Genomic DNA, 21,419 nt, shown 5'->3' with positions numbered 1-21,419 from the left:
TGCCGTGATCCGTACAACCCCTGGGGCGGGTCGTCCGTCAAACCCCGCAGCAGTCGGATGAACGCGCGGGGGAGAACCGTTGAACAGCTTCAAGAGGACCATGACGGCCGTCGGTACGGCGGTCGTCATCGCAGCCGTGGGTGCCCTGGCGGCTCCGGCCGCGAGTGCGGCCGTACCGGCGGCACGGCAGACGGCCCTGACGTCCGACCCGGAGGCGAAGTCCGCAGAGCTCGCGCTGCCGGCCGCCAGCGTCCGGCAGAACCAGAACAACCAGTTCATCGTCTTCGTCGACGCCAACGCGAGTGCTCCGAGCCGGGTGGAGGTGCGCCGGGCCGGCACCGACAAGGTCGTCGCCGTGGTCGACGACCTCACGTTCAACGACCCCGGTCCCGACGAATCGGGCGGTCCCAGCGTCCAGTGGTACGAGGGTGACAAGCAGCCGCTGGTCCTCGACGACATGACGGACTACGAACTGGACGTGTACGCCAAGGACGGCACCACCGAAGTGAGCCGCCGCAACGCCGGACGGTTCACCTACGCCTTCGACGCCAGGGTCGAGGCGAAGTCCAGCCAGCAGGAGTTCTCCCTGGACGACCTCGACACCCAGGTCACCGGAACGGTCACCGCCGTCCACCCGCGCACCGGGGAGCGGCAGCCACTGACGGGTGCCAAGGTCCGTGCCCGCCTCGGCTCGGGCTCGGCCGACGGGGTGTCCGACGCGCAGGGCAAGTTCACCGCCACCGTCGCCGCCCTCGGCACCGAGAAGACCCTGACCCACACCGTGTACCTCGCGAGCGGGGACACCGAGGTGTCCGCGACGGCCCCGTCGAAGATCCGGGCCCAGAAGTCCACGCTGACGCTGGCCTCGACGGCGCCCCTGACCGCCCGCTACGGGACCGCCGTGCCCGTGCGCGGCAAGCTCACCCGCCTCGCGGACGACGGCACGGTCAAGCCCGCCGCCGGCCGGGGCGTGGCCGCCTCGGGAGTCGGGCAGGCAACGGCCTCCACCGGACCGGACGGGAGCTACACCCTGCTGCCCCCGGTCTTCAGGACCGGCTCCTTGGCCGTGACCGTCCAGGACGCCTGGCTGATCGGTGACGGCACGCGCACCGCGACCGTCGCGAAGGTCACCCACACGACCAAGGTCGTCGAGGAGAAGCTGGTCTCCACCGACAAGTACGGCAAGCTCACCATCAGCGGCAAGGTCACCGTCGACGGCATCACCAGCCAGCAGGCGCCGATCCAGATCCAGTACCAGACCTCGCCGGGCAAGTGGGTCACCCGCCAGTCGTTCACCGTGCCCTACGACAAGACGTTCACGGTGACGGTCGGCACCCCGAGCTCCTATCCCTCCGACGGCTGGCGCGTGTACACGCCGGGCACCTCCAACATCGGCCCCAGCACGGGCACCAAGGTGCTCCGCCAGACCCGCGCCGAAACCCAGATCTCGGGCGAGCGCTTCGGACCGAGCCCCGTCGCCAAGGGGAAGCAGCTGTCCGTCTCCGGGGTCCTGAGCACGTACACGCCCACCCAGGGTTTCGTGCCGTACGCCGGCCAGAAGGTGCGCTACTACTTCCGTCCCGACGGCTCCACCGCCTGGAAGGAGATGGGCACCTCCGTCTCCGGGGCCACCGGAGCCGTCAGCATGAAGTTCACCGCGCAGACCACCGGCTACTGGCGCATCCGCTTCGTCGACGCCGACGCCACCCACCTCGCCGACACGGGCCGTGAGGGCCGCATCGAAGTCAAGGGCTGAACGCGTACAACCTCCGGGGCCGATCGGCCGTCCAACCCGTGTAGTCGATCACATGTGGCGCACGGGGGATTCCGGTGAACAGTTTCAAGAGGACCATGACGGCCGTCGGTACGGCCGTCGCGCTCGCGGCCGTGGGAGTGATGACCGCTCCCACGGCCAACGCCGCGGCAACGCCGGCCGCGCGGCAGGCGGCCCTGACCTCCGACCCGGAGACGAAGTCCGTTCCGGTCGAGGTGGGCGACGCCAGCATCCAGCAGCGCGCGAACAACCGGTTCGTCGTCCACATCGAAGGCGGCCAGAACACGAGGCCGTACCGGGTCGAGGTGCGCCGGGCGGGCACCGACAAGATCGTCGCCGTGGTCGACAGCCTGACGTACTACGACGACTACGACGAGGAAATGGGATACGGCACCCGCCACTGGTACGTGGGCGACAAGCAGCCGCTGGTCCTCGACGACATGACGGACTACGAGCTGGACGTGTACGCCCGGGACCACAAGGGCAACGAACTGACCCGCCGCAACGCCGGCCGGTCCACCTACGCGATCGACGCCCGGGTCGAGGCCGCCTCCAGCCGCCAGGAGTTCTCGCTGGACGCCCTCACCACCCAGGTCACCGGCACGGTCACCGCGATCCACCCGCGCACCGGGGAGCGCCTGCCGCTGACGGGCGCCAGGGTCCGTGCCCGCCTCGGTGACGGCTGGGCCGACGGGGTGTCCGACGCGCAGGGGAAGTTCACCACCACCGTCGCCGCCCTCGGCACCGAGAAGGCCCTGACCCACACCGTGGCCCTGGCGAGCGGGGACACCGAGGTGTCCGTGACGGCCCCGTCGACGATCCGGGCCCAGAAGTCCCTCCTGACGCTGACCTCGACGGCTCCCCTGACCGCCCGCTACGGGACCGGCGTGCCCGTGCTCGGCAAGCTCAGCCGCCAGGCGGACGACGGCACGGTCAAGCCCGCCGCCGGCCAGAGCGTCACCGCCTCGGGAGTCGGGAAGGGGCAGGCCACCGCCGGCCCCGACGGCAGCTACACCCTGCTGCCCCCGGTCTTCAGGACCGGCTCCCTGAACGTGGCCGTCGGCACCAGCAGCTGGCTGATCGGTGACGGCACGCGCACCGCGACCGTCGCGAAGGTCACCCACACGACCAAGGTCGTCGAGGAGAAGCTGGTCTCCACCGACAAGTACGGCAAGCTCACCATCAGCGGCAAGGTCACCGTCGACGGCATCACCGGCCAGCAGGCGCCCATCGAGATCCAGTACCAGACCTCGCCGGGCAAGTGGGTCACCCGCCAGTCGTTCACCGTGCCCTACGACAAGACGTTCACGGTGACGGTCGGCACCCCGAGCTCCTATCCCTCCGACGGCTGGCGCGTGTACACGCCGGGCACCTCCAACATCGGCCCCAGCACGGGCACCAAGGTGCTCCGCCAGACCCGCGCCGAAACCCAGATCTCAGGCATGCGCTTCACACCGCTCCAGGCGGTCAAGGGGAAGCAGCTCTCCGTCTCCGGAGTCCTGCGGACCTCCACCCCCGAGGGGCTCGCGCCGTACGCCGGCCAGAAGGTCCGCTACTACTTCCGCCCCGCCGGCTCCACCGTGTGGAAGGAGATGGGGACTTCCGTCTCCGGGGCCTACGGAGCCGTCAGCATGAAGTTCACCGCGCAGACCACCGGCTACTGGCGCATCCGCTTCGTCGACGCCGACGCCACCCACCTCGCCACCACGGGCCGTGAGGGCCGCATCGAGGTCATCGGCTGACCCACCGGCAAAGCGGCCGAACCGGCGGACCCGCCGCCCGGACACCCGGGCGGCGAGGTCAGTGGACCGGCTCCAGGCGGGCCGTGAACTCCCGGGCCGCCGGTTCCTCCCGGTACGGGTCCAGGCGGGTGCGGAAGTCCTCCAGGTACACCGCCCCGCGGTGGGAGCGGATGCCCGACAGGGCCTCCGCCGCCTGCGTCGCCGTCTGGCAGGCGGCTTCCACCTCGCGCTGCTGCACCCGCGCCGCCGCCAGCAGGAGCAGACCGATCGCCCGGCGCCTCGCCTTGCCCGCCGGGAGGTCCCGTAGGGCCTCCTCCGCGCGCTTCGCCGCCGCGTCGGCCTGCCCCAGGTCCCGGTGGCAATGCGCCAGTTCGTCCGCGAGGTACGCCTGGTCGAAGTGCCGGATCCACTCCGGGTCGTCCCCCGCCTCCGGCTCCGCCCGCTCCAGCGCCGTCAGCGCCCGCGAGGACAGCACCGCCGTCGACCGCGCGTCACCGAGCAGCGCGTGGCCCCGTGCCTCCGCCGCGTAGAACATCGCCTCCACCCGGGGGGTGACCTGGCCCCGCGTCCCCTCCTGTGCGGCTCTCGCCAGCTGCGCGATCTCCCTCGGGTTGCCCAGCTCGGCCGCGAGGTGGCTCATCGACGCCGCCAGCACGTAGCCCCCGTACGCCCGGTCGCCCGCCGCCTGCGCGAGCCGGAGCGCCTGGATGTAGTAGCGCTGCGCCAGGCCCGGCTGGCCGGTGTCCACCGCCATGTAGCCCGCCAGCTCCGTGAGCCGGGCGACCGCCGCGAACAGCGCCCGGCCGACCGGCTCCCGGTAGGCGCCGCCGATCAGGCCGGAGACCACCGAGTTGAGGTAGTGCACGACCACCGGGCGCACGTGCCCGCTGCCGAAGCGGTGGTCGAGGTCCTTCAGCGCCTGCGTGGTGGCCCGTACCGCCTCCACGTCCGACATCCCCACCCGTGAGCCGCCGCTGCGCGCGACCTGCGCGTCGGCCCCGGTGATGAGCCAGTCGCGGCTCGGCTCGACCAGCGCCGAGGAGGCCACGCTCGACCCCGACAGGAAGTCGCGCCGCCCCACGTCGCTCCGCCACAACTCGCTGACCTGCTCGATCGCGCCGATGACGGTCGGGGAGAACTGCAGGCCGACACCGGAGGCGAGGTTCTTGCCGTTGGCCATGCCGATCTCGTCGATGGTGACGGTCCGGCCGAGTTTGCGGCCCAGCGACTCGGCGATGATCCCGGGGGCCCGGCCGCGCGGCTGCTGGCCCCGCAGCCAGCGGGCCACGGAGGTCTTGTCGTAGCGGAGGTCGAGGCCGTGCTCGGCCCCGCACATGTTGACGCGCCGGGCGAGCCCGGCATTGGAGCACCCGGCTTCCTGGATGAGCGCCTGCAGCCGTTCGTTCGGCTGGCGGGCGACGAGAGGCCTGGCTGCCATGAAAACCCCCAGAGACGCGGGTGATCGCTCGAATGATCACTTCCCGCCTGATGTGCGGGGAATCTTCCCCATTGCGTCCTGTCGCTACCCACCTACGGCGCCCCGGCCTCCCACGCGCCCCCCGCGATGCACCGATGCGCCCCGCATGCAGGATCGATGCTCCCGAGCCCGGCGGGTTTACGCCCGTAACCCCCGGTGACCGCAAGAGTTGTGTTGCACGTGGAAGAGACCATCGGAGTCACGGAGACCGCGCCCATCCCCCTGCAGCGCAGTGAGCCGCTGCTGGACCATGCCGTGCGGTACACGGAAGAACGGCACTGGGATGTCTTCGCCGGCACCTGGCTGGAGTCCGGCGACGGGCGCGAACAGTGCTCGTGCGGGGCCGCGGAGTGCCCCGTGCCCGGCGCGCACGCGGCGGGGAAGGACTGGGCCTCCCAGGCCTCGGGCAGCGCGGTGCAGGTCAGGCGGCTCTGGGGGAAGAACCCGAAGGCCGCCATCCTGCTGCCCACCGGCCGGACCTTCGACGCGCTCGACGTCCCGGACGCGGCCGGCTTCCTCGCGCTGGCCCGGCTCCAGCGCATGCAGCGCACCCTCGGACCGGTGATCGCCAACCCGGCGGGGCGGATGCTGTTCTTCGTCCTGCCCGGCGCCGGGGCGAAGGTGCCCGACCTGCTGCGCAAGATCGGCTGGCAGCCGGCCCAACTCGACCTGGTCGCACGCGGTGAGGGCGAGTACGTCGCCGCGCCGCCGACCCGGATCGGCGGGCGCGGCTCGGTGCAGTGGGCGCAGCCGCCGACGGCCGCGAACCGGTGGCTGCCCGACGTGGAGGAGCTGATCGACGCGCTGGCCTACGCGTGCGGGCGCGAGGCGGCGGCGGAACGGGCCCGGCGCACGACCTGACCCAGGGGGCCCGGCCCACCGTCCCTGATCCCGGCACACGGGCTCTGACCAGCGGACATGTGCGTGGGGAAACTCATGACATAAGTAACTGCTCCGCCTCTCCCCCGCCTCCTATGGTGAGAAAAGCAGGACACGGGGAACGAAATCGAGAGGCAGGCGCATGCCGGACCAGGGCGTTGCGACGGGCGGGACGGACGGAACGGGCGGCGGTGTGCGACCCGCACCGTCCGCCGCACCCGCCGTGCGGGTCGAGGGTTTGTGGAAGCGGTTCGGCGAGCAGGTGGCCGTGTCCGGGATCGATCTGGAGCTGCCCGCCGGGCAGTTCGTCGGCCTGGTCGGGCCGAACGGCGCGGGCAAGACCACGACGCTGTCCATGGTGACCGGGCTGCTGCGCCCGGACATGGGCCGGGTGATCGTCGCCGGGCACGACGTCTGGGCGGACCCGGTCGAGGTCAAGTCCCGGATCGGCGTGCTGCCGGAGGGCCTGCGGCTCTTCGAGCGGCTCTCCGGGCGGGAACTGCTCGGCTACATGGGCCGGTTGCGGGGGCTGCCGGGCCGCGAGACGGACAGCCGGGCCACGCAGCTGCTGGAGATCCTGGACCTGGCCGGTTCGCAGAACAAGCTGATCGTCGACTACTCGACGGGCATGCGGAAGAAGATCGGCCTGGCGGCCGCGCTGCTCCACAACCCCGAAGTGCTGTTCCTGGACGAGCCGTTCGAGGGCGTTGACCCGGTGTCCGCACAGACCATCCGCGGAGTGCTGGAACGTTACACCTCCTCCGGGGCCACGGTCGTCTTCTCCTCCCACGTCATGGAGCTCGTCGAGTCGCTGTGCGACTGGGTGGCCGTCATGGCCGCCGGCCGGATCCGCGCCGCGGGCACACTGGCCGACGTACGAGGCGACGCGCCCTCGCTGCAGGCCGCGTTCCTGGAGCTGGTCGGGGCGCAGGGCCGGGCCACCGGCGAGTCCCTGGACTGGCTCGGCGGCGGGGCAGCGGGCAACGGGGCGGGCGTTCGATGAGCACCTCCGCGGCGCCGGCCGCACCGGCCACGCCCGCCGCACCCGCCGCGTCCGTCAGCATCACCCCGGTCTTCGTCCGGCTCAAGCTGTCGCTGCTGCGCAACGGACTCAAGGGCTCCCCGGCGCGCAAGGCCGCCTACTTCGGCGCCCTCGCCTTCGCGCTCTTCATCGCCTTCCTCGCCGTGCTCGGCCTCGTCGCGCTGCGCGGCAACGCGCACGCCGGCACGGTCGTCGCCCTGCTGGCGACGATCATGGCCCTCTGCTGGACCTTCGTCCCGCTGTTCTTCGCCACCGGCGACGAGACGCTCGACCCGAGCCGGCTGGTCATGCTGCCGCTGCGCCCGCGTCCGCTCATCCAGGCCCTGCTGGCCTCCTCGCTCATCGGCATCGGGCCGCTGTTCACGCTCTGCCTGGCCATCGGCTCCGTGATCGCCGTCGCACGGGGCGCCGCGGGCCTGGTGGCCGCCGTGCTGGCCGTACCACTGCTGCTCGTCGGCTGCGTGACGCTGGCCCGGGCGGTCGCGACCGCCAACGTACGGCTCCTGACCAGCCGCAAGGGGCGCGACCTCGCGCTGCTCAGCGGCCTGCTGATCGCGATCGGCGCGCAGGTGGCGAACCTCGCGGTCGCGCGGCTGGCCGAGCCGGGCGGCCTGGACCGGCTGGAGCCCGCCGGGGAGGTCCTGCGCTGGCTGCCGCCGGCGGCGGCCGTCGGGATGGTGGACTCCGCGAGCGAGGGCTCGTACGGGATCGCCGCGGCCCAGCTCCTCATCACGGTCGCGGCCCTCGGGCTGCTGCTCTGGTACTGGGAGCGCGGCCTGACCAAGCTGATGGTCACCCCGGACGGTTCGACGATCGTGGCCGCCAAGGACCACAAGAAGAACCCGGCCGGCGGCGGCCGGTCCTTCCTGCCGGACAACCGTACGGGCGCGGCCGCCCAGCGCTCGCTGCGCTACATGTGGCGCGACCCGAAAACGAAGTCGGCGTCGGTGTCGGCCCTGGCGCTCGGTCTGATCATCCCGGTCGTCAACGCCCTCCAGGGGGGCGGCTCGGTGTACCTGGCCTGCTTCGCCTCGGGCATGCTCGGCCTCCAGATGTACAACCAGTTCGGGCAGGACACCTCGGCGTTCTGGATGGTCGCGCAGACCATCTCCAGCACCCGGGAGGCGTACCTGGAGCTGCGCGCCCGCGCCCTGGCCCTCGCGCTGATCACCGTGCCCTTCACGGTGCTGGTCGCGGCGGTCACCGCCGGACTGGTCGGCAACTGGGCCGGTCTGCCGGCCGGCCTGGGCCTGGCCCTGGCCCTGCTCGGCTCGATGCTGTGCACGGGGGCCCTGTCGTCCGCCTTCTTCCCGTACTCGATCCCGACCGACGGCGCCTTCAAGAACGTCGCCCCGGGCCAGGGCGCCCTGGCGTGGACGAGCCTCCTCCTCGGCATGCTCGCCTCGGCACTGATCAGCTCCCCGCTGATCGGCCTGGCCATCTACTTCAGCGCCACGGACCAGCAGTCCGCGGCCTGGATCCTGCTCCCCCTGGGCGTGGCCTGGGGCACGCTCGCCAGCTGGGCCGGCCTGCGCCTCGCGGCCCCGACGGTGGCGCGCAAGCTCCCCGAGATCCTGCTGGCCGTCAGCAAGGGCTGACGGGAGGGCCGGAGAAACCGGAGGGGGTGCCGGGCCGCACGGGCCGGGCACCCCCTCCGGCGTGCAGACGGCACCGCCCACGTCTTCATCGGCCGCATTCCCCACAGGAGGCAAGAGATGACGCTCTCGTCAGCTGACGCGTTCGCCGCCGCAGAGGCGTTCTTGACCCGCGCTTTCGAGCACAGCCAGCGCCGCTACACCCTCGTCCTCCAGCCGGACCTCTCCGAAGAGTTCGACATCGCCTGGGCCGTGCGCTTCGACTCCCGGGAGCACCTCGATACCGGCGATCGGAAATTCGCCCCGCCCACGCGCCTGGCCCTTGTCCCCCAGGAGGGGACAGCGCCGCATTTCCCGCCGTCGCACATCCCGGTGGCGGAATATCTGGCCTATGCGCGGCACGGGGGCTGGGCCGGTGCGAGCAAGGGCGGCACGGTGAAGGCCGAGCCGTGGCAGCGGGCGCTGAAGTGGCTGCTCGACACCTACCACGGGCGCGTCGAACTAGCGGGAACCGATCCTGTCGCCGAGGACGCGGGGAGCCGGCTGTTCGCCTGCCGGACCATCGAGCAGCCTGGGTATCCGCGGACGCCGATGCCGGCCGCATCGGTGGTGGTGCCCAAGGACGCCGGACGGCCCTTCCATCCGGCGGCGGACGGCTCGTCCACCGGCCCGTCCCAGCCCAGCTCCTTGAACTTCGCCTCCGGGTAGCTCACCAGCGGGATCCAGACCATCCGCTTGCCCTTCAGGAGCGGGGTTCGGAGCCCGTAGGCGAAGCCGTTGTTCCAGACCCGGTCGATCCAGCCCTTCAGGATGGCCGGCAGACCGAACCACCAGAGCGGGAAGACGACCACGAGGATCTCGGCGGCGGCGATCCGGTCCATGTGGGCCCGGGTCTCGGCGGAGTACTCCTTGTCGGGATCCGACCAGTCCGGCTCGTCCTCCGTGCCCATCCGGGGGTCGAAGCCCTCGGCGTGCAGATCGAGCACGTCGACCGTGTGACCGTCGGCCTCCAGCCGGGCCACGGCACGGCGGGCGAGCTGGGCGGTGAGGGAATCGCCGCGGGGGTGGGCCAGGACGACCAGGGCGGCGCTCATCGGGCATCGGCGGTGAGGGAAGGGGCGGCGACGGCGGCTTCCGGGGCGGTGGCTTCCGGGGCGAGGCGGACCAGCATCTTGCCGGTGTTCGCGCCGCGCATCATGCCGAGGAAGGCCTCCGGGGCCCGCTCGATGCCGTCGACGACGGTCTCCTCCGTGCGCAGGCTGCCGTCCGCGAGCCATCGCGCGGAACTGCGCCGCACCGCGGAGGCGGCCGCCACGGTGTTCACCGAACTGGGCGACCGCTGGGGCCAGTTGCAGACCTCGGAGCAGCTCGGCATCCTCGCCGAGGTCACCGGGGACTACGCGGCCGCGGTGCGGCTCCACGAGGACGGCGTACGGGACGCGCAGGAACTGGAGCTGTGGACGCACGCCTCCTTCCGGCTGGCCCGGCAGGGCCGCATCGCGCTGCTGACCGGCGACCTCGCGCACGCGGCCGCCCTGCACGAGCAGGCCCTGCGGCTGGCGCAGGAGCAATGCCACCGCCCGGCCGAGCAGTTCGCGGCGATCGGGCTCGCCCTGGGCGCCCGGCGCGGCGGAGACCTGGACGCCGCCGAGGCCCGGCTGCGGCCGTGGCTCGACTGGAACCGGCGGCTCGGGGTGGACTCCGGGGCAGCGCTGATCCTGGCGGAGCTGGGGTACGTCGCGGAGTTGCGGGCCGACCCGGCCGCGGCGGAGTCCCTGCACCGGGAAGGCCTCGCGGCGGCCCGCCGCACCGGGGACCCCCGCGCGCTCGCCCTGGCCCTCGAAGGCCTGGCCGGGATACTCCCGCCCGCCCGGGCGGCCTCGCTCCTGGGCACGGCGATGGCCCTGCGCGCCTCGGCGGGCACCCCGCGCCCGCAGGCGGAACGCACCGACACCGACCGGGCAACGGCCCGGGCCCGCGCGGCCCTGGGTCCGGAGGCCTTCGCGACCGCCTTCGCCACGGGCGAAGCCCTGCCCCTGCCGGACCAGCTCGCCCTCCTGGACGGCGGCCCGTGACGGCCCCCACCGCAGCGGGCGGGCCCTCCGATGTCACCGCCGCGCCGGACGTCCTGCTCGGGACGGAGGACGCAGTCCACCGCGCTCTGCCCTCAGGTGCCGCACCTCCCTCCGGACGACCGGGCGCTGCTCGTGCGGCCGCGGTAGGACGTACTTCGGCCTGGACACGGAGCGGGTGGCAGCGGCGCCCCTGCCCGCCGGCACCGTGGCGGCGGCCGAGGTTCAGCTGCACGACACGGCCGAGGACTGCATCGGCGAGGCCCTGGTCCCCAAGTCCCCTACCCGCCCTTCGCCCGTTCCCCGGGCTGCGCCCGGACCCCCCTGGGGCTCCGCCCCAGACCCCGCGCCTCAAACGCCGGCGAGGCTGGAATTGCCCTGCGGGCAATCCAGCCCCTCCGGCGTTTCCAGCCCCTCCGGCGTTTGAGGAGCGGGGGTCCGGGGGCTGGCCCCCGGCAACGGCGCCGCACGCGGCAACGGGTCCGGGCGGAGCCCGGGGAACGGTGGAAGGGCGGGTAGGGGACAGCCGCCCGCAGGGCCCGCGGTCGTCTGCCGACGGCCGCGCTCCGGCCCCCGGCCTCCGACTGGCCCCCGCAGGATCCACAGGGCCGCGGCAAGGCCCCGTAAGGCCCCCGCAGGGAGGGACGGGGGGCGGACACTGGGCGGGCCTGGCCCAACAGCCGCCCTCCAGCCGCTATCTGCCCCCGCAGGCTTCCCGGCCGTAAGGTCCCGCGAAGGCCTCGTAGGGGCCCCACAGGGCCCGCAGGGGCGGACAGGGCGGGGGCACAGGGGCGACGGGCCCAGCAGCCGCCCTCACCGGCCCGCCGGGGCCCGGAGGGGCAGGCCAGGCCCGCCAGGTCCCCGTCGGCCCCTCACGCCGAGGCTTTGATGCCCTCCAGGAACGGCTCCACCGCCGCGCGCCACGCCGTCGGGTGGTCGTAGTGGAGGTAGTGGCCGGCGTCCGGGATCTCCGCGTACTGGCCGGCCGGCAGGACGCGGACCATCTCCTGGGCCTCCGCCCGGCCCAGTTCGCCGTCCAGGCCGCGGACGACCAGCGTCGGGCAGCGGACCTGGGCGAGCTCCTCCCAGTGCGCGTCGTGCACCCACGTCTCCCGCGCGGTCAGCATCTGGCGGCGCGAGAACAGCGGGCGCCAGCCGTCGTCCGCCTGGTGCATCACCTCGGCGAAGAACTCTCCCCGGCCGGGATCCGGGCGCTCCACCCGCGGGTCGTCCTCGCCGAACCAGCGCCGCGCGGCGTCCTGCGTGGGGAACGGCAGCGGCCAGTGGCGGAACCATTCCTCCCACTCCTGCTGCGAGGCCTCGCCGAGGGCCGACGCCCGCATGTCGCAGATGACCAGGGCCGCCACGAGGTCGGGGCGGCGGGCCGCGAGCTGCCAGGCCGTGAGGGCGCCCATGGAATGGCCGATCAGCGTCACCGGCGCGAGGCCGAGCTGCTCGACGGCCGCTTCGGCGTCGGCCACGAAGGCCTCGCGTCCGTAGGCGACGGAGCTGCCGGGGCCGGAGGTCGGGGGGCGCTCGCTCTGGCCGTGGCCGCGCTGGTCGAGGGCCACGACGCGGCGGCTCGCGCCGAGCCAGCGGGCGGTGCCCGCCCAGTGGAAGGCACGGCCCATCAGGCCGTGCAGTAAGAGGGCCGCGGGCTCACCCGACGGCGACGGATCCGGCTCGCGCTCCGCGGCCGCTTCGCAGAACTCCCAGGCCGCCAGGCGTACGCCGTCGGCCCCCGTCACATCGAGGCGTCGTACCACCGCAGATGCACCCCCTTCGCTCCCGGCCACAGTATCGAACCCGTATTCGAAAACGGGGTTCTCGCCGCCAACACCGCTCTTTCGAGTGACCTTGCTCAAGGATTGACCGCCGCTGCCGATGGAGATCCTTTCAACAGGGAGGCGGACCGCTCGGGGAAGACGGTCCGAAGGGATGACCTTGAGAGCTCGGGGCTCCAGGTCAAGCAGGGGAGGACCGGTCCCGGCGCCGTAAGGCGCCGGGACCATCCATACAGATCCGCACCGGTCCACATCGGCCGACACCAGCCGGATTCGCTCGCACTGGCGACCCGATCGAACGCCCGTGCGTCATCCTGACGAACCCTCGCCTACCGAGCCGTCGCCCGCCGAAACCTCGCCTGCCGAACCGCCCCCTGCCCGTCCGTCAGCGCTTCGCCACGAACACGTGGGAAGCGATGTCCGAGTCCAGCTCCGCCGCCTCGCCCCCACTGCCGACCAGCACACCGCCGGGCGACTCGGTCACGCTGACCACCGAACCGGGCTGTACGCCCGCCCGGCGCAGCGTGTACATCAGCTGCGCGTCCGTCTGGATCGGCTCGCCGATCCGGCGGATCACGACGGTCTTGCCCTCCACGCCCGGATCCAGCTCGGAGAGGCTGACCATGCCCTCCTCCAGGAACGGATCGGCCTCGGCCTTCTCGCCCAGCTCCTCCAGTCCCGGGATCGGGTTGCCGTACGGCGATTCGGTCGGGTGACGCAGCAGCTCCAGCACCCGCCGCTCCACCGCCTCGCTCATCACGTGCTCCCAGCGGCAGGCCTCGGCGTGCACCTGCTCCCACTCCAGACCGATGACGTCGACGAGCAGGCACTCCGCGAGCCGGTGCTTGCGCATCACGCGCGTCGCCAGCTTGCGCCCCTCGTCGGTCAGCTCCAGGTGTCGGTCGCTGGCGACGGCCACCAGGCCGTCGCGCTCCATCCGCGCCACCGTCTGGCTCACCGTCGGGCCGCTCTGGTCGAGCCGCTCGGCGATGCGGGCGCGCATGGGGACCACACCTTCCTCTTCCAGTTCGAGGATGGTGCGGAGGTACATCTCCGTGGTGTCGATCAGTCCGGACATTCGTGCCCCTCGGATTGCGTGCGCTGGCCCTGCCCCCAATTCTGACCCATCGCGCCGACAACCGTCCCGTGTAGGACGTCAAGGGCCGTTCCGGACGGCCTCGAAACGCCCCCCACGCCCCTGTGGCCACCTCTCATTACGTCGCCCACCGGGCCTTTCGCCCCGTGGATGGAAGTTCGTATTGACACGCCCTTGGTCCAGACCGCACGGTGAGCGGCGGACACGGACGACAACCTCACCCAACTCCCACCCCGGAAGGCCATCGGCGTATGAGCGAGAGCAAGCTGGCCGGTCAGTTCTTCGACGCCGCGATCGGTCTGCTGGAGCGGGTACGGGACGAGGAGTCCGCCCGCATCAACGAGGCCGGCACCGTCATCGCCGACGCCGTGGCCGCCGGGAACAAGCTCTTCGCCTTCGGCGCCGGGCACTCCTCGCTCCCCGCTCAGGACGTGGTCTACCGGGCCGGCGGGCTCGCCCTGATGAACTTCCTCGCCGTCCCCGGCACGGTCGGCATCGACGTCATGCCCGCCACCCTCGGCAGTGCCCTGGAGCGCGTCGACGGCCTCGCCGGGGCGGTCCTGGACAGCAGCCCGGCCAGTGACGGCGACGTCCTCGTGATCATCTCCCTCTCCGGGCGCAACGCGCTGCCGGTCGAGATGGCCATGAACGCCCGCGCGATCGGCCTCAAGGTCATCGGCGTCACCTCGGTGGCCTACGCGACCGACACCAAGTCCCGCCACGTCTCCGGAACCTTCCTCAAGGACCACTGCGACATCGTCCTCGACAGCAAGATCGCGGTCGGCGACGCCGAGCTCACCCACGAAGGCATCGAGGCCCCCTTCGCCCCCGCCTCCACCGTCGTGACCAGCGCGATCATGCAGGCCGTCATGGCCGCGGCGGCCGGCGAGCTCGTCGACCGCGGGGTCGAACCGCCGCTCCTGCGCTCGGGCAACGTCGACGGCGGCCACGAGTGGAACGGCCGCGTCATGCAGGAGTACGGCGACCGCATCTTCTTCCGCCACTAAGACTTGTCCCACAGCTCACCCCAGAGGGTGAGCTGGGTGCAGTCGGGGCGTGAGCCGGGCTTTCCGACGTGGTCACGCACAGGGCGTGTCTCATCCGGGGTCGCTCGGCTCCGCCTTCCGACGGTTCGGGGAGCAGAGGTCCCACGGCGTTGCTGCCCTGGGACTGCCACGCGACCCGGCCCGCGTACGGGTTTCGGGCACGGTGTGGTTGACTCCCGCAGCGCCTCTTCTAGCGCTTGCGCGTAGACGATCTGTGCGTGCCTGGACTGCGTGGTGTCCAGGTACGCGGTCTTGGGGTCGTCCGCATCCTTGAAGCGGACGAATGCCGCGAGGGCGGCGGAGACAAGGTCCCGCTTGCCGGTGAGGCCACAGGCATCGCAGTTGTGCTCGCGGTCCCGCAGTGTCTTGGAGACCCGTTCCCCGCACAGGCAGTGCTGTGACAGGGCTGTACTCCAGGTAGAGGCCCGTACGAGCCTGCCGCCAGCAGCCTCGCACTCGACCTTGAGGGCGGCGATCAGCATGCCCGGTGTGGTCTGCGAGAGGCGTTTGCCCCACAGTCGGTACCAGGTGCGGATGTCGCAGTCCTCGATCACGAGCACGGGACCGTGGGTGGCGATGATCTCGCGGGCCACAATGCGGGCGCGGTGCCTGCGGTGGTCGGCGACCCGGGCGGCGTGTTCGGCCCGATGGGCTCGCTGATCCCGGTAGCCGTTCGAGAGCCGGTCGCCCCGATATGCCTGCTTCGGCACCCCATCGGAACGGGCGGCACGGGGACCACCCGGCACGGCGACCACCTTGGGCTTGAGGCCGTTCTCGGCGCGGCGGGCGGCGCGCTTGGCCTGCTTCTTCGACAGGCCGTACTGCGCGTTGTTGGTGGCCCGCCGGGAGCGCTCCAGCGCCCGCGCCCGGCCGCGCTTCTCCTTCGCCTGCTTGGCCAGCAGGGTGCGCTCTCCCTCGGTGAGCGTGATCTCGGTGGACACCGGCTTACCGGCTGCCGAGTCGAGGCCGGCGGGGAAGGAAACGACGGAGAGGTTGGAGACGTTGCCGTCCACCCCGCCCACACGCCCGAGCCCAGCAGCCTTCTCGCGCATGTCCCGCACGCTGGGTGCGCTGTACCCGGGGCCGAGGATCACCAGGTGAGCCTCGTACACCCAGCCGCCAGGCGCGGATGCCTTCCGACGGCGTACGAGGTCTATCTTGTGCCAACGGTCCCGGCTGGTCAGGAAGTGCTGCACCCGCGGCCACTGGCCGGGCCCCTGTGGCAGCCGCACAGGCAGCACCAGGTCACCGGCACTGGACGCCGGACCACCGGCGAAGACGACCGCCAGCGGGCCGGCGTGGTCCCACCACGTCGCCTTCCGCGCGCCCCGCTCATCCGAGGCGGTCAGCTTGCCCGCGGGCAGGGCTGGTACCGGCATCCTGCGCGGCTGGTCGAGAGAGCGCCGACCACCCCTGGAATAGGCCGCGGCGTGGCCGTCCAACGTGCCGACAAGACGGAAGGTCTCCCATTTGTTGGCGGTCGTGTGAGATCGCGCACGGCCCGGAATCCGGGTGAAGTCGTACCAGTTGCCGACCTTTGGACGGCCGAACCGTTGGCCCGTCGCATCCGGGAACAGGTGCCGCTGCACCCCATTCCACACCTCATCGGCCATGTGCATGGCCAAGGCCTTGGAGACGTGGTGCTTGAGATGCCCAGAGCCTTCGAGGTGCTTGTACGCGCACCGCTCCAACATCTCGCGCGCGAGACCGACGCGCTGCCGTACGACCTTCGCCCCGTGGCCATCCCTCTCGCGCTTCGCACACCAGAAGGCATCCACGCTGGCGCGAGCGTCGCGTTGGACAGCTCGCTTGATGCTCCACATCGCGCCGAACAGCTTCTCCAGCCGTGCCAGGTCGCCGGGGTTGGTGACGGCCAGCGGCAGCACCATGACCGAAACCTGCCCGCTCTCGGGCTTGACCCACTTCGGGACCTTGTTCTTCCCCCGGAACTTCCGTGGCTTCTGGGCAGCCAGCATGACCATCACACCCCCCGCCCACTAGATGCAGTGACTTCCCGTAGAATATTACGGGAAGTCACTTCCCTCAATCCGTTTAGGTGTTTCCCCATGGCAGCAACGATCCCCGGCTTCTACGGCGCCCAACAGGCCGCCGACCACCTCGGCGTCAGCATCAAAAGCATCTACAACCTCAACAATGCGGACAACGACTTCCCAACAGCCATCTATGTCGGCAGAACCCCACTGTGGCCCGTCGACCAGCTCGACGCCTGGCGGAAACGCCACCCCACCCGCAACAAGTCGTAACCGTCTGCTCCCAACGGGACGATAGTTTTCTGTTCACGATCGCGGCGTGAGGTGGGGGCATGAGGCATGCGGCAGTGGGCGTCGACATCGGTGGTACCAAGTTGCTCATGCTCGCAGAGGGGCAGGATCTTGATGCGCCGCTCACTCGGCGCCTGGCCACGGGTCCCTCGGTCGGGCCCGCCGAGATCGAAGCCGCTATCCGGGCCTTCCTCATCGACAACGCCTTGAAGCCGACGGCACTGGGGATCGCCGTGCCAGGTCTCGTCGAGAACGGGCAGGTCAGGATTTCCGACGTGTTGCCCCAGCTCACGGGCTGGACGGGGATAGGCATCGACGGCGCCCCACAGTTGCTCGTCAATGACATCCGAGGCGCGCTCGCGCAGGAGTCGGCCGGCCTCTCCAAGGCCTCGTCCGCTGCGGTGATCGTCTGTGGGACTGCAGTGGGCTCGGCCTACCTGTGCGAAGGACGGGTCGTCCGCGGCTCGCGAGGATGGGCCGGAGAGATCGGCAGCATGCCCATCCCGACGCCACAGGGTGTCAAACGCCTCGACGACCTCGCCGGCGGCGGTGCGATCGTACGTGCGGTCGGCGCCCATCCGGAACAGATCCATGCCGCGCTCGCCGCTGGCGATACTCGGACACAGCGCATCGTCAATGCCGCTGGTGAGACGCTCGGGCTCGCCATCGCATCACTGGTCAACATCCTCAACCCGGATGTCGTACGGATCGCCGGCGGCACCCTCGGATTTGCGGGCTACTGGGACACCGCCGTAGCGACGGCACACACCCACGCCCTACCGGAGTTGTGGGACGTCTGCACCGTCGACCGAATCCAAGCCGCCGAACTGGTCGTTGCCCGAGGGGCCATGCGGCTCGCCGCCGCAGCCATCGACGACCAAGCATGGGTCCGGCAATACGTCTGACCAGACATTCGGGACTTGGATCCATTCGCCACCCACCCCACCGCAACCACTACCTCCCTATGCCCACCTGGACGGGGCGCCAACTCTGCAAGCAGCAACTCGGCGAACCAACGCGGTCAGAGCACTAGGGTGCCCCCGGGCCGGTCCTACCATCTCCGTACCCGCCGCCCGCCAGGTCCAGATCCGCCGCGACGCGGGCCGCCACCTCCTCCGCGTACGCCGCGTCCGCACGCTCGAAGGCGGCCCTGGACGGCCCCCGCAGGAACGTCAGCGTCCCCAGGCTCCGGCCCCGGCTGCGCAGGACCGTGCACAGGGCGTGCGCCGCTCCCTCGGGCCAGCGCCGGGTGCCCGCCCACGCCCCGTCGGCCTGCCCGAGCGGGGCGCTGGCCCGCACCGACCCGACCCGGTCCAGCGCCTGCAGCGCCGGGTGCCCGGCCGCGTAGCGCACCGGGATCGCCCCGGGCTCGGGCAGCCCCGGCAGGCCGGGCGGGGACGCCGCCCAGCGCAGCAGCCGCGCGGGCTCCGGTTCCCGTAGCGGGTCCAGTACGTCCACCAGCGCGTGCTCGGCGAAGCCCGCCAGCGCGAACTCCAGCCGCACGGCCGCCGCCTCGGCCGGGTCCTCGCACTCGGCGGCGGCCCGCCCGGCCCGGTACAGCTGATGGGACCGGAACCGCAGCTGCGCCGTGTCCAGCTGCGCCTGGCGGGCCTCGGTGACGTCCTGGAACAGCAGCGCGACCCCGAGCGGTACGGGTTCCTCCGCGAGCGGCGACGCCAGCCGCAGGAACCCGCACCGCCAGCACCGCCGCCGCACGCCCTCGGGGCCCCGTACGGACACCCACAGCTCCGCGGGCGCCGGGGGCGCGCCCTCGGCCAGCACGTGCTGCAGGGCCCCCTCCAGCTCCTCCACCCCCTGCGCCAGCAGCTCCCCCAGCGGCCGCCCGAGCAGCATGGTGCGGCCGGACCCGAAGGCGCGGGCGGCATGGACGTTGACCACGGCCGGCCGCAGGTCCACGTCCACGAGCACGACGCCCCAGGAGGCGTCCTCCATCAGCGCCTCGCTCAGGGCGATGGAACGCTCCAGGTCGATCTGCGCGTGCACCTCGCTGAAGGCGCAGTACACCCCGGCCGGCTTCCCGTCGGCGCCCGGCACCCCGGCGGACTGGGTCCGCACGAGCACCCGCCCGCCGTCCTTGGTCAGCAGCGCGAACTCGTGCACCTGCCGCCCCGGCACGTCCTGGGCGGCCATGAGTCTGTCCTGCACGTCCTGCGCGTCGGCGGCCCGAACGGCCCACCCCGCGAACCCCTTGCGCCCCACGGCCTCCCCGGCCGACCACCCGAGGATCCGCTCGGCCTCACGGTTCCAGTGGGTGATCACGCCATCGGCATCGAACGCGCACAAGGCCGCGTCCATCCCGTCCAGCAGCGCTGCGAGCAGATCGTCGGCGGTCTCACTACGTCCGGATGCAGTCACCTGGGCCCCCTGCAGGTGTTCGCGTGTGCGGCACGTCACGTCATTGAACTGGAACGTGACGCAGCCCACACCCACTTCCCGCAATCATCCCGTTATGTCCGGGGGTGAGGGCAGTCCCGTCAGCCGAGCAGCACCACGAGGAGCGCGATGCCGGCCAGCGTGGCCGTACCGATCACCACCTTCGCCCCGGCCGACCGCCCCCACCACTCCCGTCGCACGGCAGCCCGGGCGATGCGCGGCTCCGCGCCCGGGTCCGGCTGCCATCCGGGGCCGCGCAGGACGGTCCACACGGACCGGATGAGGGCCACTTCGGTGCGGACCGCCTCGACCTCCCGGTCGTTCACGCACGGCAGCACGATCCGCTTGCCGTCGCGCAGGTAGGCGTACGCGCAGACACGGGGCGTGCCGGGGATCGCCCGCGCCTCCTCGGGCCAGACCTGGGCCCGGATGTCGTGCAGCTCCGCCCACCCCAGCCGCCGCACCCGCAGGAGGTTTCGTACGGCGATCCCCCGCTCGTCGAGCGCGGTGAACCGGCGCGGCCGGGTGCAGGCCACGAAGGCGATGAACAGGGCCGTCAGAACCGGCAGCCCCACCCTCCACCAGGGCGGCAGGCGATCGGCGGTCGCCGACTGGTAGCAGCCCCACGCCCAGACGAGACCCATCACCAGGAAAGCCCGGGCCCCCGATCCCGCCCTCGGCCGGTACTCGCGCGGCAGCGTCACCTGATTCATGCGTCCCCCCAGCCTCGGCGGCCAGAGTAGGCAGCCCGGTCCCCGGGGGGATCCGGGGGCCGGGGAGATGCCTGGAAATCGCTCCCGTAATTCGCTTGAGCGCGATCCGCGGGGGTGTTTACAGTGACGGCACACGAGAAGGGAGGTGGTTGCCGCAATGTACGGAAACCGGACGCGTGAGGTGGCTGCGGGCTAAAGCGCCCGCTGTCGCACGCACCCAGTGCGGCGCCAGGCGGAGTCGCCGGCGCCAATCCCAAGCAGTCACCCGACCCGCGAGCTCGCCGGTACGTCCGGCCGGCTTCCCCCACTGCAGGGGGGAATCCCGAGCTCGCGGGTCGTCTGCGTTCTCGGACGCTTTCCACCCTTTCCACGCGCCACGTACCGGCCCCGGAGGCCCGCCGGAACGCCTCCGGAAATCGCTCCCTTAATTCGGTTGAGCGCGATCCACGACGGTGTTTACAGTGACGGCACACGAGAAGGGAGGTGGTTGCCGCAATGTACGGAAACCGGACGCGTGAGGTGGCTGCGGGCTAAAGCGCCCGCTGTCGCACGCACCCAGTGCGGCGCCAGGCGGAGTCGCCGGCGCCAATCCCAAGCAGTCACCCGACCCGCGAGCTCGCCGGTACGTCCGGCCGGCTTCCCCCACTGCAGGGGGGAATCCCGAGCTCGCGGGTCGTCTGCATGTTCAGGGTCTTCAGGGGTCTTCAGGGCTTTACGGGCAGAGGCGTTCCACGCGCCAGGTGCCGGCCTCCAGGACGTAGCGGAGGCGGTCGTGGAGGCGGTTCTCGTGGCCCTGCCAGAATTCCACCGCGTCGGGGACCACCCGGATGCCGCCCCACTGCGGGGGAACCGGAACCTGTTCGCCCTCCGGGTAGCGGGCTTCCAGTTCCGCGTAGCGGCGGTCCAGCTCCGCGCGGGAGGCGATCACCGTGGACTGTTCGCTGGCCCAGGCGCCCAGCTGGGAGCCGTGGGGGCGGGAGCGGAAGTACGCCGCCGTCTCGTCCCGGCCGATGCGGGAGGCCGTGCCGGTGACGATGACCTGGCGGGCGATGGGGTGCCAGGGGAAGAGCAGGGAGACGAAGGGGTTGGCGGCCAGTTCGCGGCCCTTGCGGGAGTCGTAGTTCGTGAAGAAGACGAAGCCGCGGTCGTCGAACTGCTTCAACAGGACCGTGCGCGAGCTGGGGCGGCCCTCGGGGGTCGCGGTCGCGACGACCATCGCGTTGGGTTCGAAGACGTTCGCATCCGCCGCGTCCCGGAACCAGCGCGCGAACTGGCCCATCGGCTCATCGGCGAGGCTCTCCTCGACGACGAGCTGGGAGCGGTACTGCTTGCGCATGTCGGCAGGGTCAAGGTGCTGATCGGTCACACCGCCATCCTGCCGCAGCGTGGCGTCCGCGACTGTGCCGTATGTCACGCTTCCCCGCGCCAAGCGGAACGGACAAAATCTTGGGGCCGGTCCGACGGTCCCGAACGGATGACCATCGGCCGTGCCGGGCATCAACGGGGATGACCGCGCCGGACCG

The 21,419-nt window shown here is 71.8% G+C and carries 17 protein-coding genes and 2 pseudogenes; 10 read left to right on the top strand and 9 right to left on the bottom strand.

The window, feature by feature from the left end; translation table 11 throughout:
* Positions 1-79: 79 nt before the first annotated feature.
* Together OG898_RS14515 and OG898_RS14510 are read left to right on the top strand one after the other, a co-directional pair.
* A complete protein-coding gene (locus OG898_RS14515) occupies positions 80-1,756 on the top strand; it encodes a hypothetical protein (protein ID WP_266957204.1) in 1,677 nt (558 codons plus the stop codon).
* A gap of 74 nt (positions 1,757-1,830) precedes the next feature.
* The gene (locus OG898_RS14510) at positions 1,831-3,516 is read left to right on the top strand and encodes a hypothetical protein (protein WP_266957202.1); all 1,686 of its coding nucleotides are present in this window, start codon (positions 1,831-1,833) and stop codon (positions 3,514-3,516) included.
* 58 nt (positions 3,517-3,574) lie between these two features.
* Here the strand turns inward: OG898_RS14510 and OG898_RS14505 are convergent, their stop codons facing one another.
* Complete coding sequence (locus OG898_RS14505) at positions 3,575-4,954, bottom strand: transcriptional regulator (protein WP_266957200.1); 1,380 nt, start codon at positions 4,952-4,954, stop codon at positions 3,575-3,577.
* Between the two features lie 219 nt (positions 4,955-5,173).
* Here OG898_RS14505 and OG898_RS14500 point away from each other — a divergent pair, with 219 nt between their 5' ends.
* The 4 genes and pseudogenes from OG898_RS14500 to OG898_RS36400 form a co-directional block, all read left to right on the top strand.
* Positions 5,174-5,854: a bifunctional DNA primase/polymerase gene (locus OG898_RS14500; RefSeq protein ID WP_266957198.1), complete on the top strand. Its 681-nt coding sequence runs from the start codon at positions 5,174-5,176 to the stop codon at positions 5,852-5,854.
* 160 nt (positions 5,855-6,014) lie between these two features.
* A complete protein-coding gene (locus tag OG898_RS14495; protein ID WP_250742747.1) occupies positions 6,015-6,875 on the top strand; it encodes an ABC transporter ATP-binding protein in 861 nt (286 codons plus the stop codon).
* On the top strand, positions 6,872-8,512 hold the full coding sequence (locus OG898_RS14490; RefSeq protein WP_266957195.1) for a transporter: 1,641 nt from the start codon (positions 6,872-6,874) through the stop codon (positions 8,510-8,512). Before OG898_RS14495 ends, OG898_RS14490 begins: the two co-directional genes overlap by 4 nt.
* A 117-nt stretch (positions 8,513-8,629) precedes the next feature.
* A pseudogene (locus tag OG898_RS36400) lies at positions 8,630-8,869 on the top strand (YrhB domain-containing protein); the annotation flags it as partial.
* A gap of 122 nt (positions 8,870-8,991) precedes the next feature.
* Here the strand turns inward: OG898_RS36400 and OG898_RS14485 are convergent.
* Positions 8,992-9,603 carry an NAD(P)H oxidoreductase gene (locus OG898_RS14485; RefSeq protein ID WP_266957193.1) on the bottom strand — a complete coding sequence of 204 codons (612 nt, stop codon included), beginning with the start codon at positions 9,601-9,603 and terminating at the stop codon, positions 8,992-8,994.
* Positions 9,600-9,785 (bottom strand): annotated as a pseudogene (locus OG898_RS14480) (hypothetical protein); the annotation flags it as partial. The gene OG898_RS14485 and the pseudogene OG898_RS14480, both read right to left, overlap by 4 nt.
* 40 nt (positions 9,786-9,825) lie before the next feature.
* On the opposite strand from OG898_RS14480, the gene OG898_RS14475 reads away from it, so the two are divergent.
* Positions 9,826-10,584 (top strand): hypothetical protein, encoded by a 759-nt coding sequence (locus OG898_RS14475; RefSeq protein ID WP_266957191.1) that lies wholly within the window; start codon positions 9,826-9,828, stop codon positions 10,582-10,584.
* 869 nt (positions 10,585-11,453) lie between these two features.
* Here the strand turns inward: OG898_RS14475 and OG898_RS14470 are convergent.
* On the bottom strand, positions 11,454-12,347 hold the full coding sequence (locus tag OG898_RS14470) for an alpha/beta fold hydrolase (RefSeq protein ID WP_250747534.1): 894 nt from the start codon (positions 12,345-12,347) through the stop codon (positions 11,454-11,456).
* Positions 12,348-12,750: 403 nt separating this feature from the next.
* Entirely contained in the window at positions 12,751-13,443 is a 693-nt protein-coding gene (locus tag OG898_RS14465; protein ID WP_250747533.1) for a metal-dependent transcriptional regulator, read from the bottom strand.
* Positions 13,444-13,712: 269 nt separating this feature from the next.
* Between OG898_RS14465 and OG898_RS14460 the strand changes: the two genes are divergently transcribed.
* A complete protein-coding gene (locus OG898_RS14460; RefSeq protein ID WP_250747532.1) occupies positions 13,713-14,468 on the top strand; it encodes an SIS domain-containing protein in 756 nt (251 codons plus the stop codon).
* Here OG898_RS14460 and OG898_RS14455 read toward each other — a convergent pair.
* The gene (locus tag OG898_RS14455; protein WP_266957188.1) at positions 14,465-16,483 is read right to left on the bottom strand and encodes a transposase; all 2,019 of its coding nucleotides are present in this window, start codon (positions 16,481-16,483) and stop codon (positions 14,465-14,467) included. The genes OG898_RS14460 and OG898_RS14455 overlap by 4 nt on opposite strands.
* Positions 16,484-16,573: 90 nt before the next feature.
* Here OG898_RS14455 and OG898_RS14450 point away from each other — a divergent pair, with 90 nt between their 5' ends.
* Both OG898_RS14450 and OG898_RS14445 read left to right on the top strand, forming a co-directional pair.
* On the top strand, positions 16,574-16,771 hold the full coding sequence (locus tag OG898_RS14450) for an AlpA family transcriptional regulator (RefSeq protein WP_250747527.1): 198 nt from the start codon (positions 16,574-16,576) through the stop codon (positions 16,769-16,771).
* A 74-nt stretch (positions 16,772-16,845) separates the two neighbouring features.
* Positions 16,846-17,694, top strand: coding sequence for an ROK family protein (locus OG898_RS14445; protein ID WP_250747526.1), 849 nt, complete (start codon positions 16,846-16,848; stop codon positions 17,692-17,694).
* A 124-nt stretch (positions 17,695-17,818) separates the two neighbouring features.
* On the opposite strand, the gene OG898_RS14440 is transcribed toward OG898_RS14445, so the two are convergent.
* The 3 genes from OG898_RS14440 to pdxH all read right to left on the bottom strand — a co-directional run bounded on the left by OG898_RS14440 (position 17,819) and on the right by pdxH (position 21,232).
* A complete protein-coding gene (locus tag OG898_RS14440; protein WP_266957183.1) occupies positions 17,819-19,165 on the bottom strand; it encodes a PAS domain-containing protein in 1,347 nt (448 codons plus the stop codon).
* Between the two features lie 119 nt (positions 19,166-19,284).
* The gene (locus OG898_RS14435) at positions 19,285-19,896 is read right to left on the bottom strand and encodes a PH domain-containing protein (RefSeq protein WP_266957181.1); all 612 of its coding nucleotides are present in this window, start codon (positions 19,894-19,896) and stop codon (positions 19,285-19,287) included.
* Positions 19,897-20,608: 712 nt separating this feature from the next.
* A complete protein-coding gene (gene pdxH, locus OG898_RS14430; RefSeq protein WP_250747523.1) occupies positions 20,609-21,232 on the bottom strand; it encodes a pyridoxamine 5'-phosphate oxidase in 624 nt (207 codons plus the stop codon).
* Between the last annotated feature and the right edge of the window lie 187 nt (positions 21,233-21,419).

It is taken from the genome of Streptomyces sp. NBC_00193 (genome assembly GCF_026342735.1).
GTDB classification, from domain to species: Bacteria; Actinomycetota; Actinomycetes; order Streptomycetales; family Streptomycetaceae; genus Streptomyces; species Streptomyces stoeckheimensis.
Note: the sequence above shows the minus strand (reverse complement) of the source record. Positions and strands in the feature narration are given on the sequence as shown.